This is a genomic window from Cyanobium sp. PCC 7001, assembly GCF_000155635.1.
Taxonomy (GTDB): Bacteria; Cyanobacteriota; Cyanobacteriia; order PCC-6307; family Cyanobiaceae; genus NIES-981.
Window position 1 is genome coordinate 2,740,955 of sequence record NZ_DS990556.1, and the last position, 13,839, is coordinate 2,754,793.

Here is a 13,839-nt window from a genome sequence, read left to right on the forward strand (position 1 = left end):
CAAGGCTGCCCCTACACCTTCAATGTGCGTGAAATCCGCGAGGCGTTGATCCATTGCGGTCGGCTGGCGCGCGCCCGGCGTTCCTGAGGCCCTTGCTGCTGTCCCCTGGGGCCATCGCTCCGGGGGACAGCCCCCGTCAGACCATGCCCTTGGTCGCAAGCTGCTGAATCCCTGGAAAAACCTGGGTGACACGCCGGATGGGCCTTGATGCCAGCGCTAGCGTTGCTAGCAGCCTGGAAGGGGGTATGGCCGATCTTCTGGTGCGCGGCGTTGATGAAGCCGTGGTGCTGGCTCTCAAGAAGCGCGCCGGCGCCCATGGCCGCAGTGCCGAGGCCGAGCACCGCGCCATTCTGGCGGACGCTTTACTGAGCCCGCCACGGCGCAAGCTGGCGGATCTGCTGGCCGCCATGCCCGATGTGGGTTGCGATGCCGATTTCGCCCGGCATCTGGAGGGCGGCAGCGCCGATGTATTTGATTGACACGAATGTGATCAGCGAAGCCCGCAAAGGCCGGCGGGCCAACCCGGGTGTGCAGGCCTTCTTCTCGGAAGCCAGCCAGCAGGATCTCCCCCTGTTCCTTTCGACGATCACCATTGGTGAGCTGCGGCGGGGTGTTGATCTGATCCGCTACCGCGGTGATCAAGACCAGGCTGGTGCCTTGGAGGCCTGGCTGGTGCAGCTCCTCCAGGACTATGGGCACCGGGTGCTGCCGTTGGATGGGGAGGCGGCTCAGCTCTGGGGCCGGCTTCAGGCTCCCCATCCTGAGCATGCACTGGATAAGCAGATCGCGGCGATCGCCCTGCTGCATGGACTCACGGTGGTCACCCGCAAAACAGCGGATTTCGCCTCCAGTGGCGTTCCATTGCTCAATCCATTCTGGCGCTGATGCTCTGTCAGAGCTTCGATCCTCGGGAGATCCCCACGGCGTGAGGAGGGCGACGCGTGGCGATGCTCAGCCCTGGCGAGGTGAGCGTGGCCACAGCAGCATCACCCCGGAGCCGATGGCGGTCAGTGTGAGTGCGCCCAGCAGCACCGGGTAGACGGGCTGGAGGTTGACGGGCCCGAACCGCCCCGTGTGGATCTTGAGCAGCCAGAAGGCATCCACATTCCACTCCAGCAGCAGGCTGTAGAGCGAGCCGGTGAGGGCGGTGACCAGCAGGGGCGCTGCGGCGATCGGCACCACCCAGCGGTGCAGCCGGCGGCCGTGGCGGTGGAGGGGGAGCTGCCGAGGATTCATTGCTTGCGCAACTCCTGATGCAGGTGGGCCTCATTGCTGCAGGGCATCCAGGAGCCGTTGTTCTGGTGGGTGCCGCTGCAGCCGAGCTCGCGGGCTCGCTGCTGCGCCTCGGCCTTGGTCTTGTAAAGCCCCTTGCTGTGGGCGGTGGTGGCAGCCGGCGCGAGGGTTGCCAGGAGGCAGGTGGCCGCGGCCAAGAGGCGGATCGGGGAGGGATTCATGCTGCCTCAGAACCGGAACAGCGGGTCAAACCGGTAGTACTCCGGCTTGTTGAATCCATCGCTCTGCAGCATGCGCCGCAACTGGATGATCTCCTGACGCTGGGCCACGATGATCTGGCGCGCGAGCCTCCTGATGGTGGGGTTTGTGGATTTGTCCAGGGCGTCGTGGGCCATCTCCAGGGCGCCGCCGTGGTGCTGGATCATGCTTTCGAGAAACCACACCACCCGCGTGTCCCGCGTGGGGATGGTGGTCATCATCTGCATGGCCAGCTTCTCGGCGGTGCTCATGCGCACCAGAGCCTCCATGGCGTCGGGGTTGCCCCCCGGGGGCAGCACCACGGGATACACCGGGGCCTCGGGATACCAGGCCTTGCGCCACTGGCCCATGGCCCTGATCTCCTGGGCCTGGTCGCGCCAGATGTCTTTGGCCAGGGCGCCCACGCCGGGAGCGCCGACGTCGAAGACGAACTCGCTCATGCGCAGGGCGCCGATGTGGTGCTGCACCATCCCGTCCAGGAAGCGCAGGTCATAGGTGGCGCCGGCGGGGCCGACGTCATGACGATGGCTGCCGTGGGCTGCGGGGCCATCAGCAGCAGGGGCCGGGGCGCCATGCCCACCATGATCCCCGTGGTCCATGCCGGGCATGGGGGAGTGGGTCTGGGCCAAGGCCTGACCAGGGGCCAGCAGCGTCAGCGCGGCAGCGATGGCGGACAGCCGATGCATGGGAGACAGGACGCAACACCTCTAGGATCGGGTCTCCCCTCAGTGGAGAGTCAAGGGTGGCGGTGGTGCCTGAGGCGGCGGCCGGTCAGCAGATCGGTGTGGTCGCGAAGCGTTCCGGCGTGTCGGTCAAGACGATCCGCTTTTACAGCGACCAGGGACTGCTGCGCCCGGTCTCCCGCACCGAAGGCCGTTACCGGCTGTTTGACGAGTCCGTCTACCGGGACCTGTCCTTGATCCGCACATTGAGGGCCATGGACATTCCCCTCGAAACGGTCGGTTCCGTGCTGGAGGCGCGGCGGTCCGGCATCTGCACCTGTGACAACCTGCAGGCCACACTGCGGCACAAGGCCAGCGAGATCCAGCAGCGGATCGCTGATCTCCAGGAGCTGGAGGCTGAACTCAGCGGCATGCTGAGGCACTGGGAGGCCTGTGGTGGCCGCAGGCCTGAGCTCGCCAAGGCCTGAGCCGGATCATTGGGACCCTGCATCCCTGACCACTGTTGATGGTCGTGGAGGCAGTGGGCAGCCGTTCCCTGCTGTGTAGTGCCACCAGGTTGTTCTGGCTGACAAGCGGGTGTGAGGTCGCCAGGGTCGGGGTGCCGACGACTAGGTGCTTATTCAGGAACTGCCTATCGATTTATTCTTCAGTCACATCTTTTCAGCTACGACTGATGGGCTTTTCATGTAGAGCAGGTAATGTGGCGCCCTTGCACCTTTGATCCATGGAAGGAAGTTCCAGAATCAGTTTTCCAAGAGGTTGTGTGGGAATTAATCAAGATGGGAACTGTAGTCTTTTCGCGGCTTTCTAAGCCCGCAGGCCTCTACTCTTATTGGAGAAATGACCTGGCATGCTCGATACGCGGTGAGCTGGAGTTGCTGTCCACCATGGTCACAAGATCTGTGTAATGGATGCGCGCCAGCGCCTTGTTCCCCTGCGCTTCTGCTGAGCGTCCGGCTCCGTAAAGGCTGTTCAGACGTCTTGGGCTTCTGTCCAGAACGGCCGCGTAGGCCTGGTAAGCCTCTGCGGGCCTGTCCAGCTCCATGAGCATGTCCCCCAGCAGTTCCTGCGCCGGCAGCACTTCTCCAGGTGTCACCGCATGTTTCTCGGTGGAAGCCTCCAGTGCTGCCGCCGCCTTCATCGCCGCTAATGCCCCTTCCTCATCTCCCTGGCTGAACAGCAACCAGGCCCGGGCGGATTGCTGCATGACCGCCACCTGCTTCCCCCAATAGGGTGAGGCCTCCTTGGCTGCCGCCTCGAGTTGCACCAGCCGTTGCAGTTCCGCTGCGGCGCGGTCGTACTGGCCGCTGCGGGAGGCGCCGAGGGAGCGGCTGAAGTGGCTGATCGCCTCCATGGCAGGAAACTTCTGCCATGGGAAACGCTCCGGACTCCCGACCGCCACATCGGCCGCCTCCTGCCAGCGTTGTTGCTCCAGTGCAATTCGTGCGGGCACTGCGGCCAGGGTGTAGCCAGAGGCCAGATGGGTTTGCAGAGGTTCCTCGAGGCCTTCCATCACTGCAGCCACTTCCGCGGCGGCCTCAGGATTGCCCTGCTGCAGGTAGGCGTAGGCCAGGTAGTCGAGAGCGTGCAGATAGTGCAGCGACACGGCATCTCCCGCCGGGTGCTGCAGCGCTGCCTCGGCTGAGCGCATGTTCATTTCCACCGATTCCTCCCACAACCCCAGCCTGGTGAAGATGTGGGAGGGCATGTGGAGCGCATGCGGCACGTTGGGCGCAATGTCTCCGTAGCTGCGGGCCGTCTCCAGGGCATCCCCCGCCAAGGTGGGCAGGTCATGGGCGTGGATGATGTAGTGATGTGCACCTGGGTGGTCAGGCACCTGCGTCAGCACCGGCGCCGCGATAGCTGCAGCTTGCTTCTGCACCCGATAGCTCTTATCGCCGGGATCTGCTGTGGCCAGCACCGCCAGGGCCGTGAAACTGCGGATCTCTGGATCGCCCGGAAACTGTTTTAAGGCCTGTTCCCAGCCGTCGGCGAACGCCTCCAGATTCGTACTCTCATCCTTGCCTCTCCCCACCGCCCAGTAGCGCTGAAGGGCCGCCACCATGGCTTCCTCGCGCTCCGTCAGGTCGGTTTGCATCGCAGCTTTCTCCGCCAGGCTGAGGCCCTGCTGGAAGCTCTCCTCGCTGGGCGGATCCGACCAGAGTGGATGGATGTGCGTCATCGACTGCCCCCAGTAGGCCATGGCGCAGTCCGGCTCCTGCATAGCGACGGCCTCGAACGTTGCACGAGCGCCGCGATAGGTCATGTGGTGCAGCAACGCCAAGCCCCGCTCAAGCTGAGGCTGCACCGCGGAGGTACAGGACGTGGGCCACTGCACGGTTCCCAGCTTTTCGCCGTAGGGATCGTTGCCTGTTTCCGCCGCGGCGGGCAGGGGTTGCAGCAAGCCGCCGCAGAGCAGGCCGGCCAGACAGGTCAGCGGCAATCGATTCATGTCGTCTCTCCACAGCGTCAGTCCTTCCCCTTCCTGTAGCCATGGCTGCAGAAAGGGGCAACGCTTCCAAGGGCGGAGGCCTGCGCTCTGCTGACCAACCTGGTGAGAAAGCGCACCTAGCTTGCAGTTCATAAGCTGCCTCTCCGGATGGCCTTCCCTGATTCCGCTGCACAGCCCACCTGCTGCTCCACCGGCACGGGCGACGCAGCGACGGATGGCGGCCATGACACGTCACCGTCAGGCGCAGCCTCTGCTGACGCGTCGGCGATCGACCGAGAGCTGGCGCGCGAGCTCAGTGGCCTGCGCCGCCAGCTGCGCCGCGCCGTGCTGCTGACCGCCCTGCTGGTGCTGGCGAGCCTGCCGCACATGCTGGGACTGCACCTGAGCTGGCTGCCGGGCTGGTTCACCGGCGCCTGGAGCCAGTTGATCCTGGCCACCCTGGTGCTGGCCGGCAGCGGCGGGCCGATCTTCCATGGCGCCTGGCAGGCTTTCCTGCGCCACCGAGCCGACATGAACACGCTGGTCGCCACCGGTGTGGGCATCGCCTGGCTCGCCTCCCTGCCGGCCACGGTGGCACCAGGGTGGCTGCGGGCGCAGGGTCTGCCGGCCGACCTCTACTTCGAGACAGCCGCGGTGATCCTCACCCTGGTGCTGCTGGGCCAGTTTCTGGAGGCCCGCGCCCGCGGCCAGACCTCCGAGGCGATCCGCCGGCTGCTGCAGCTGCAACCCCCCACCGCCCGGGTGCAGCGGGGCGAGGTGGTGGTGGAGCTGCCGGTCTCCCAGATCGGACGGGGCGAGCTGGTGCTGGTGCGTCCAGGCGAGACGGTGCCGCTCGATGGCGATGTGGTCGAGGGTGGGTCCTGGGTGGAGGAGGCCCTACTCACCGGTGAAGCAACACCGGTGCGCAAGCAGCCCGGCGATGCCGTGGTGGGAGGCTCCCTGAACCGCAGCGGCAGCTTCGCGTTCCGGGTCACGCGGGTGGGCGGCGACACGCTGCTGGCCCAGATCGTGGAGCTGGTGCGGCAGGCCCAGAGCTCCCGCACCCGTGTGCAGCGCCTTGCCGATCAGGTGACGGCCTGGTTCGTGCCGGCGGTGATCGCGATCGCCATCGGCTCCTTCGTGGCGTGGTTCCTGGTGAGCGGCAATGCCCTGCTCTCCACGCTGTTCCTGGTGAGCGTGCTGGTGATTGCCTGCCCCTGCGCCCTCGGCCTGGCCACGCCCACCTCGATCATGGTGGCCTCCGGCAAGGGAGCGGACAACGGCCTGATCTTCCGCAGTGCCGAAGCGCTTGAAACAGCGGCGGGTCTGCGCACGCTCGTGCTCGACAAGACCGGAACGCTCACCCGAGGCCGCCCGGAGGTCACCGATGTGCAGCGACTTGGCGGGGGGCTTTTGGATGCAGCCAGCCTCTTCGCGATTGTTGCTGCCGTGGAGGAGCGTTCCGAGCACCCCCTCGCCGAAGCAGTGGTGACTTACGTGCGCCAGCAGCACCCGGATCTGGCGATGCTGCCGGTCGAAGACTTTGAGGCCGTCGCCGGCCGGGGGGTGCGAGCCCGGGTGCAGGGGCGCCAGGTGCGAATCGGCACGCCGCGCTGGCTCGCTGAGGAGCCCGCCCCTGACACTGCCCGCGCGGAGGACGGCACCAGCAGCGATCTGGCGCGCCTCGCCGCTGAGCTGGAGGCACGGGCCTGCAGCACCGTGGTGGTGGAGGTGAACGGGCGGCCTGAGGCGCTGCTGGGGATCGCTGATCCGCCGCGGCAGGAGGCCGCCGCCGCCGTGGCCGCCCTCAGGCGTCTGGGGCTGGCGGTGGTGATGCTCACCGGCGATGCCCGCCGCACCGCCGAGGCCATCGCCGCCCAGGTGGGCATCGAGCGAGTGATCGCCGAAGTGAAGCCCGCCGACAAGGCCGCCTTGATCCGCGAGCTGCAGGAGCGCAGGGATGGCCTGGTGGGGATGGTTGGGGACGGCATCAACGACGCCCCCGCCCTGGCCCAGGCCGACGTGGGCTTCGCGATCGGCACCGGCACCGACGTGGCGATCGCCGCCAGTGACGTGACCCTGCTGGCCGCCCGGCTGGCGGGGGTGGTGGCGGCGATCGAGCTGAGCCGCGCCACCCTGGCCAACATCCGCCAGAACCTCGTCTTTGCCTTCGCCTACAACGTGGCGGGCATTCCCATCGCTGCGGGGCTGCTGTTCCCGTTCACCGGCTGGCTGCTCAACCCCATGCTGGCCGGGGCGGCGATGGCGTTCAGTTCCTTGTCGGTGGTGAGCAATGCCCTGCGGCTGCGCCGCTTCCAGCCCCGTCCCCTGCCTGCGGCCCGATGACCCCGATGGAGATGGCCGATCCGGCCTGGCGCACGATCGCCCAGCCCCTCGTCGTGAAGGTCCTGGTAGCACTTGGGGGCGTGGGGCTGATCGCCCTGGAACTGTGGTGGTTCCTCGGCCGCCACGGTGAAGCGGCCTCTGCGGCGGCGGAGAGCGGCATGCAGACGGTTCGGATCACGGTGCAGGGGGGCTACTCGCCCGCGCGGGTGCGGCTGCGGGCGGGGCAACCGGTGCGTCTGGTGTTCCACCGCCTGGATCCCAGTGCCTGCGTGGCCAAGGTGGTGGTGCCCGACCTCCAGCGCAGCCTCGATCTGCCGCTCGACGCTGAGGTGAGCCTTGATCTGCCGCCCCTGGCCCCGGGCCGCTACCCGTTCCACTGCGGCATGGCGATGGTGCGCGGCGAACTGGAGGTGGTGAACAACTGAACCGGGTCAGGCCTCGATCTGCAGGTTGCCCATCATCCCCAGCTCCTCGTGGTCGAAGATGTGGCAGTGGTACACGGTGCGGCCGGGGAAGTCGGTGAAGCGGGTGCGGATCCGCACCGTCTCCCCGGGCCTGACCACCACCACATCCCTCCAGGCGCGGAAGGGCTCGGGGCGGCCATCCCGGCTGATCACCTGGAAGGGATTGACGTGCACATGGAAGGGGTGATCCATCACGCCGGTGTTGGTCACCTCCCAGTCCTCGGTGTCCCCCAGTCGCACGCGGGTGTCGGTGCGGTGGTGGTCGTAGGGGCGGCCGTTGATCAGGAACGCCATCCCCATGCCGGGGGCCATGCCGTGGTTCAGCGTGAAGCGGCGGGTGAGTACCGGCTCCGGCAGGGGTACCACCGGCAGGAGTCGCTGCGGCAGGGGCATGGGGGTGACCGATCCGGCGTAGGCGAGGGTGGCGATCGAAACCTGACCCTGCGGCTCCAGGCCTGATCCCGGACCAAACCCGGATCCCGGACCAAACCTGGCTCCGGGACCACGGCCCATGCCCATGCCACCGCGCGGACCCATGCCCATGCCGCGGCCGGGGCCCATGCCACCCATCATTCCACCCGTCGCGCGGGCGTAGGGCAGGTTCAGCAACCGGTAGCGGCCATCGGCGCGGTTGGCCTGCACCAGCACCTCGGCGCGTTCGCCGGGGGCCAGCAGCAGCTCCTGGAGCTCCACCGGCGCCTCGAGGGCGCCGCCGTCGGTGGCGATCAAATGGAAGGGATGTTCTTCCAGGGCAAGCCGCCAGAAGCGGGCGTTGGAGCCGTTGATGATCCGCAGCCGCAACAGGCCGCCGGCCGATACCAGCAGCTCCGGGTTCAACTGGCCGTTGACGGTGAGCACCGCCCCTTCCCGGCCCAGCATCATCCCTCCCATCCCAATCCCCATCCCGATGCCCAGCGGATTGCCGCCGCCGGCAGGCAGGTCTTTGAGGAACAGCACCTGCTCCCGGGCCGCGGCCACCTCGGGGATCCGGTCGAGGGCGCCGCGCACGATCAGTACGCCGCCCAGCCCGCCGAACACCTGATCGGCCACCGTGCCGTGGCGGTGGGGGTGGTAGTAGAAGGTGCCGGCCGGATGGTTGGCCGGCAGGCGGAAGTCGTAGGTCTGGCTGGATCCTGGCGGGACGCTCAGAAAGACGTTGTCGGCCGCGCCGCCGGGCGGGATGTGCAGGCCGTGGTAGTGCAGGTTGGTGGGCTGATCGAGGCGGTTGTGCAGGCGCAGGCGCACGGCATCCCCCGGCTCCAGCTCCAGCAACGGGCCGGGCAGCAGGCCGTTGTAAGTGAGGGCCTTGGCCGGCCCGCCAGGGATCGCGATGGCGGTTTCGGCGGCGGTGAGATCGAGCTCCAGCAAGCCGGCACCGGAGCGCAGGCGGGCCGAGGTGGAGGCATAGAGAGGATTCGGCCCAGCCGGACCGAGGCGGCGGCCGAGCAGGGCTGCGCCGGCCGCGGCGGCGCCAGCCCCGGCTGCCAGGGCGAGAAAAGCTCGCCGGCCCAGCCGAGGTGCAGTCATCGCTTCAGGCTCCGAAGTGCTGGAAGGGGCTTCTCTCACCGGAGGCCGTGAAGGCCACGACGGTGTAGGCCTCCCGGAGCCGGCCGGATTCCATGCCGGGTGAACCCAACGGCATCCCAGGCACGGCGATGCCGGCCACGGCCGGTCCTTCCCTCAGCAGCCTCTGGATGGCAACGGCCGGCACATGGCCCTCGATCACGTAACCAGCCACCGTTGCGGTGTGGCAGGAGGCCAGCTCGCCGGGCACGCCATGGCGCACCTTGACCGTCTCGATGTCGGCGACGACATGGTCCACCACCGGGAAGCCTGCGGCCTTGACGTGATCGAGCCAGGCTTTGCAGCAGCCGCAGCTGGCTGAGCGGTAGGCGTTGAGCGCGGGCAGCACGCTGGGCTGCGGAGGGGCTGTGGTTTCTGCCTTGGCCCCGGCTGCACCCGGGGCACGGTGACTGTGCCAAAGGGTTCCCGCCGTTCCGAGTGAGGCCAGCACAGCCACGAGAGCGATGGCGGAGCGGGCCCTGAGCCAGCTTCCGCGCTGGGGTGTCGGCTGCTGATCCTGTGGTGTGAGGCCCATGGGTGGATCGCGGGGGCTGATCTCACCGTAAAGGCTCCAGCAGGGGGAGGGTCAAGCGCCTGGCGTCAGCCCACCAGCAGCATCGCCAACCCCATCAGCGCCATCATCAGGTTTTCGGAGAAGCTCACCACGCCGAGCGGCACCTTGGCGTTGCCGCCCACACAGGCGCAGTTGAGTGCCAGCTTGTCGATGAACACGGCCTTGCCCACCGACACCATGCCCATGGCCCCCAGCAGCAGGGCCGTGGCGCCAATCAACCGCGCTGCCGCCGGAATCTCAGGCTGCAGCAGGATGCCGAGGCCCACCAGCAGTTCCACGCCGGGATAGAGGCGGCCCCAGGCACCCCAGCGCTGGGTGAGCAGGTCGTACTTGCGGAAGCTGGCGGCGAAGGCCGCCACATCCATCAGCTTGAGCATCGCCAGCAGACAGATTGCAATGCCCATGAACCCGGAGATGCCCCCGGCCAGAGCGAGATCTATCAGGGCCGCGGTGGCGAACACGGCGATCACCGGCACGTAGGAGAACTCCGCCGATTCCGGCCGCGTCCCCAGCCGCACGGCCAGGTCGGTGTAGCCGCCGATGCGCTCGGCCCCTGCGAACACCTGGGGGGTGGTGGCGACGCCTTGGGCCGCCTTGAAGGCGTCCACTTCCTCGGTGCTGTGGAGGGGATGGTCTTCGAAGGGGATGTGGTGCTCTTCCAGCAGCCGCAGCGCCTTCAAGCCCCAGGGGCAGGCGTGGTCGGGCAGATCCATGCGGCAGAGGCGCACGTGATGGAGGGAGGGGGTGGCCATGGCGATCGGGGCAAGGGGGGTTCACCTCAACTCTGGAGTCTCTAGTTGATGGAGAGTCAAGAGTTCGGACGCGGGGCCGCCGCTTCCCATGCCGGGCGTGTCGAAGGACGGTTCTTCATGGGGTGAAGCACGCCCAGATGCTGGTGTTGGACTCCGCCTTGTTGCCTGCGATGGATGCCGATCAGGCGGCATTTGCCGCGGCTGCGGCAACCCTCCCGGTGAGGGAATGGACCGCATCCAGGAGCCCTGCCTCATCGGTCCAGCGGCCGTAGTGCCTGTGATGGGTGGCTGGTGAATGCCCCATCAAGGCTGCGGCGTCCCGCACGCTCAAGGGCCGTTCATAGCCCTTGTGAGCTCGCCAGGCATACCCATGCCTCAGGGAGTAGGGGGTGAGCCCTGGGGTCTCCGCCGCCAGGCGTTGCCAGGTGGGGTTGCGGTCCAGCAGCTGGCGGAAGGCATCCCCGACGGCCTTGTAGGAGCCACTGGCGATGGCGCTGCGGATTGCTCTGGGCAGGGAGATCGCCCCAGTGGAGTAATCCTCCAGGAACTGCTCGGCCTCTGCTTCCCTTCCCGTCAGGGGTAACGCAAGCACAAGCCGAGGGGGATGTCGCTGGTTGAGGGTGCGCTGGTTGCGTTTCACCTGCCCCACGTACAGCCGGCCATCGTTCACGCGAAGGACGGCGAGTTCGGCAGGCCTGAGGCCGTAGAGGCTCACCAACCCAACGGCGAGGAGCAGCTCGTTGTTCCCAGCCTCGGCCAGCTCATCCAGCAGTCGGGCGAGCTGCTCGGGCTTGATGGGGGGTGTGAGCGCATCTCCCGCGTGGCGGTCTGAGGTTCCCACCAGTTCGGCCATGCCTTCCGCCCCCAGTGGGTTCCAGCGCGAGGGAACGCCATGGCGCTGCACGGCGAACCGCAGGAAGGCCGCCACATCCAGCAGCTGACGCTTTCGCCCCTGCCCTCCGGGTGGGCAATGATCGAAATGCTCGGCTGCGTAGCGGCGCATCAGCTCTGGCCCGCTCCTGGGCATCGGCTGCTTGCGCAGGCTGCTCAGTAGCCGATTCAGCCGGCAGCGCAGATCCCGCAAGGTGGTTGGCCGCAGGTCTGCCTTGCTGGCCAGGTAGGCCTCCACAATTGCTTCCCAGTTGATGCTGCCGCGCATGGCAGGCCCATCCAGATGGCTCTGATGGCTGCGCACCAGTTCATGAGCCTCCTGGAGTGAGAGGTTCTCGGCCTCCACCCGCTCCCGGATGGCCGCCACGGTGTTCAGCACGTCCAGCCCGCAGGCTGAGTTCCAGAGGATCCCCAGCATCACTGAGGAGCGGCTGCCGTCTTCCCAGCGACGGGTGAGCTGCACCTCGCCGCGGATTTCACGCACACTCCACCCGAAGCCATGGTTCCGCTTCAGCTGGCGCCGAAGGTCCTTGACCCAGGGTGGAGACGAGGCAGGCATCCCCCAACGCTAAGGGGAGGTGCGCAGAAAGGTGCGCAGAATTGAGGCTGCAAGGAGGTGTAAGCGGCAGCAGTGCTGACACCCTTGGAATGAAATGCCTTGCAGCGCAAGGACTTTCAAGTGGAGCCAAGGAGACTCGAACTCCTGACCCCCTGCATGCCATGCAGGTGCTCTACCAGCTGAGCTATGGCCCCGTTGTGAACGCTCGGCGGAATGAACGCTGGCCGTTCATCCAGTTGGCCGTTGGGCCTTGCCTGGCGCTGGATGAGCTTACAACGTCACGGGCCCTCACACCTGCCGCCACACCGCCACCAGCTTGCCCTGCACCGTGACCTGTTCAGCCGGCAGCACGATCGGTTCATAGGCCGGGTTGGCGGCCTCCAGCGTCACCGTGGCGCCGTTGCGGTGGAAGTGCTTGAGCGTGGTGCCGCTGCCGGGCACCAGGGCGCTCACGATCGTGCCGGCACGGAGCCGCGCCGGGTCGGTCACCGGCTCGAGCAGCACCACATCTCCGTCGGCGATGTGGGCGTCCACCATCGAGTCACCGTTCACGGTGAGGCCGAAGAGGCCCCGGGTTTCCAGCAGCGGTGCCAGGTCGAGGCGTTCCTGCACATCGTCGAAGGTTTCCACCAGGCCACCGGCCGCCACCGAGCCGAGCACGGGGATGCCGCTGCTGGCGGCTCCCAGCAGCTGCAGGGTGCGGGCCTGGCCTTCCTGCCAGGTGATCCAGCCCTTCTGCTGCAGGTGCCGCAGGCGGCTCTGGATCGGCGCCGGCGAGCGCAGACCCATCGCCTGCATCATCTGGCGGATCGAAGGACTGTGGCGGTGCTGGCCGATGTAGTCGACCAGCCAGTCGTAGAGCTCCTGCTGGGCGGAGGTGAGGGCCGAGGGCAGGGACTGGGGCACCAGGAGGCTGAGCACTGATACACATGTACCGCCCCTTGGGGCGTTTGTCCAGGGTGTCGCGACCCAGGATCCGGTGCCGACGGGCTTCAGCCCATGCCCAGCAGGGCCGCCAGCAGGGCCTGCTGGGCATGCAGCCGGTTCTCCGCCTGATCGAAGATGCGGCTGGCGCTGCCCTCCATCGCCCCGGCGCTGATCTCCTTGCCCCGGTAGGCCGGCAGGCAGTGCAGCACGATGGCGCGGCTGTCGGCCTCCGCGATCAGCTCCTCATCGAGGCACCAGCCGGCGAAGGCGGCATCGCGGGAATCCTTTTCCTCTTCCTGCCCCATGGACGCCCACACGTCGGTGTAGAGGGCATGGGCGCCGCGCACGGCCGCCACCGGCTCATGGTGCACCTCCACCGTGGAGCCCTGCTCCGCCGCGATCGCCCTGGACCGTTCCAGCACACCGCCATCGGGCTCGAAGCCCACGGGACAGCCGATGCGCACGTTCACCCCCAGCAGGGCGCCGCAGAGCATCAGCGAGTGGGCCACGTTGTTGCCATCGCCCACGTAGCTGAGGGTGAGACCGGCCAGATCCCGGGGGCCGCTCCCGAAGGCCTCCTGCAGGGTCAGGTAGTCGGCCAGGGCCTGGCAGGGATGCTCCAGGTCGGTGAGGGCATTGATCACCGGCACCGAGGCCCAGTGGGCGTACTCCTTGAGCTCGTCCTGTCCGAAGGTGCGGACGGCCAGGGCGTCCACGTAGCGGCTCAGCACCCGGGCCGTGTCGGCCACGGGCTCGCCGCGGCCCACCTGGGTCACCTGGGGGTTGAGGTCGATGGTCTGGCCCCCCAGGCGAGCCATCGCCACCGTGAAGCTGGTGCGGGTGCGGGTGGAGGCCTTGGTGAAGATCAGCCCCAGCACCCTTCCGCCCAGATCGATCCGGCGCTCCCCGTGCTTCAGGGCGCTGGCGAGCTCCAGCAGGGCCCGGGTCTGGGCCGCATCGAGGTCGGCCGAGGACAGCAGATCGGCCCCCCGGAGGGAGCCGAGTGCGGCTAAGGGGGCCGCGGGGTCGCTGACACCAGCGGCAGCGTGAGGCTGGGACTGGGGCTGGCTGACCATCGGGCCCGTCTCAAAGAACCCTTATCGGAGATGGCCAGCCCCCCAGTCAAGGGGGCTGGCGTTGCGGAAAGCCGTCAGCGGG

General features: G+C 67.6%; 15 protein-coding genes and 1 tRNA gene. 5 read left to right on the forward strand and 11 right to left on the reverse strand.

The genetic code is table 11. The features are described 5' to 3' along the window. The first annotated feature begins 245 nt into the window (after positions 1–245). Positions 246–479 carry a hypothetical protein gene (locus CPCC7001_RS13355; RefSeq protein ID WP_006909294.1) on the forward strand — a complete coding sequence of 78 codons (234 nt, stop codon included), beginning with the start codon at positions 246–248 and terminating at the stop codon, positions 477–479. Continuing rightward, complete coding sequence (locus CPCC7001_RS13360) at positions 466–885, forward strand: type II toxin-antitoxin system VapC family toxin (protein ID WP_006911319.1); 420 nt, start codon at positions 466–468, stop codon at positions 883–885. Before CPCC7001_RS13355 ends, CPCC7001_RS13360 begins: the two co-directional genes overlap by 14 nt. Positions 886–951: 66 nt before the next feature. On the opposite strand, the gene CPCC7001_RS13365 is transcribed toward CPCC7001_RS13360, so the two are convergent. The 3 genes from CPCC7001_RS13365 to CPCC7001_RS13375 are packed head-to-tail and all read right to left on the reverse strand — an operon-like array spanning position 952 to position 2,177. Next, a complete protein-coding gene (locus CPCC7001_RS13365; protein WP_006911594.1) occupies positions 952–1,236 on the reverse strand; it encodes a hypothetical protein in 285 nt (94 codons plus the stop codon). Next, entirely contained in the window at positions 1,233–1,454 is a 222-nt protein-coding gene (locus tag CPCC7001_RS13370) for a DUF3721 domain-containing protein (protein WP_043369164.1), read from the reverse strand. The genes CPCC7001_RS13365 and CPCC7001_RS13370 overlap by 4 nt, the downstream gene beginning before the upstream one ends. Before the next feature lie 6 nt (positions 1,455–1,460). After that, on the reverse strand, positions 1,461–2,177 hold the full coding sequence (locus CPCC7001_RS13375) for a DUF305 domain-containing protein (RefSeq protein ID WP_006910758.1): 717 nt from the start codon (positions 2,175–2,177) through the stop codon (positions 1,461–1,463). Positions 2,178–2,233: 56 nt separating this feature from the next. Here CPCC7001_RS13375 and CPCC7001_RS13380 point away from each other — a divergent pair, with 56 nt between their 5' ends. Further along, positions 2,234–2,641, forward strand: a complete 408-nt coding sequence (locus CPCC7001_RS13380) for a MerR family DNA-binding transcriptional regulator (protein ID WP_006911815.1) — start codon at positions 2,234–2,236, stop codon at positions 2,639–2,641. Between the two features lie 362 nt (positions 2,642–3,003). Here CPCC7001_RS13380 and CPCC7001_RS13385 read toward each other — a convergent pair whose 3' ends face one another. Beyond that, positions 3,004–4,626 (reverse strand): tetratricopeptide repeat protein, encoded by a 1,623-nt coding sequence (locus tag CPCC7001_RS13385; RefSeq protein WP_006911192.1) that lies wholly within the window; start codon positions 4,624–4,626, stop codon positions 3,004–3,006. A gap of 147 nt (positions 4,627–4,773) precedes the next feature. Between CPCC7001_RS13385 and CPCC7001_RS13390 the strand changes: the two genes are divergently transcribed. Next, on the forward strand, positions 4,774–6,951 hold the full coding sequence (locus CPCC7001_RS13390) for a copper-translocating P-type ATPase (protein ID WP_006910974.1): 2,178 nt from the start codon (positions 4,774–4,776) through the stop codon (positions 6,949–6,951). Continuing rightward, complete coding sequence (locus tag CPCC7001_RS13395; protein ID WP_006909547.1) at positions 6,948–7,376, forward strand: cupredoxin domain-containing protein; 429 nt, start codon at positions 6,948–6,950, stop codon at positions 7,374–7,376. Before CPCC7001_RS13390 ends, CPCC7001_RS13395 begins: the two co-directional genes overlap by 4 nt. Positions 7,377–7,382: 6 nt before the next feature. Here CPCC7001_RS13395 and CPCC7001_RS13400 read toward each other — a convergent pair whose 3' ends face one another. The 7 genes from CPCC7001_RS13400 to argF form a co-directional block, all read right to left on the reverse strand. Then, on the reverse strand, positions 7,383–8,942 hold the full coding sequence (locus CPCC7001_RS13400; protein WP_006910310.1) for a multicopper oxidase family protein: 1,560 nt from the start codon (positions 8,940–8,942) through the stop codon (positions 7,383–7,385). 4 nt (positions 8,943–8,946) lie between these two features. Next, a complete protein-coding gene (locus tag CPCC7001_RS13405) occupies positions 8,947–9,327 on the reverse strand; it encodes a DUF411 domain-containing protein (protein ID WP_006909339.1) in 381 nt (126 codons plus the stop codon). Positions 9,328–9,578: 251 nt separating this feature from the next. Further along, a complete protein-coding gene (locus CPCC7001_RS13410; RefSeq protein WP_006910938.1) occupies positions 9,579–10,304 on the reverse strand; it encodes a MauE/DoxX family redox-associated membrane protein in 726 nt (241 codons plus the stop codon). Positions 10,305–10,485: 181 nt separating this feature from the next. Then, on the reverse strand, positions 10,486–11,679 hold the full coding sequence (locus CPCC7001_RS13415; protein WP_050757153.1) for a hypothetical protein: 1,194 nt from the start codon (positions 11,677–11,679) through the stop codon (positions 10,486–10,488). 196 nt (positions 11,680–11,875) lie between these two features. Beyond that, a tRNA-Ala gene (locus tag CPCC7001_RS13420) sits at positions 11,876–11,948 on the reverse strand. A 94-nt stretch (positions 11,949–12,042) separates the two neighbouring features. Beyond that, complete coding sequence (gene lexA, locus CPCC7001_RS13425) at positions 12,043–12,660, reverse strand: transcriptional repressor LexA (RefSeq protein WP_043370182.1); 618 nt, start codon at positions 12,658–12,660, stop codon at positions 12,043–12,045. Positions 12,661–12,746: 86 nt separating this feature from the next. Continuing rightward, positions 12,747–13,757, reverse strand: a complete 1,011-nt coding sequence (gene argF / locus CPCC7001_RS13430; RefSeq protein ID WP_006910527.1) for an ornithine carbamoyltransferase — start codon at positions 13,755–13,757, stop codon at positions 12,747–12,749. Between the last annotated feature and the right edge of the window lie 82 nt (positions 13,758–13,839).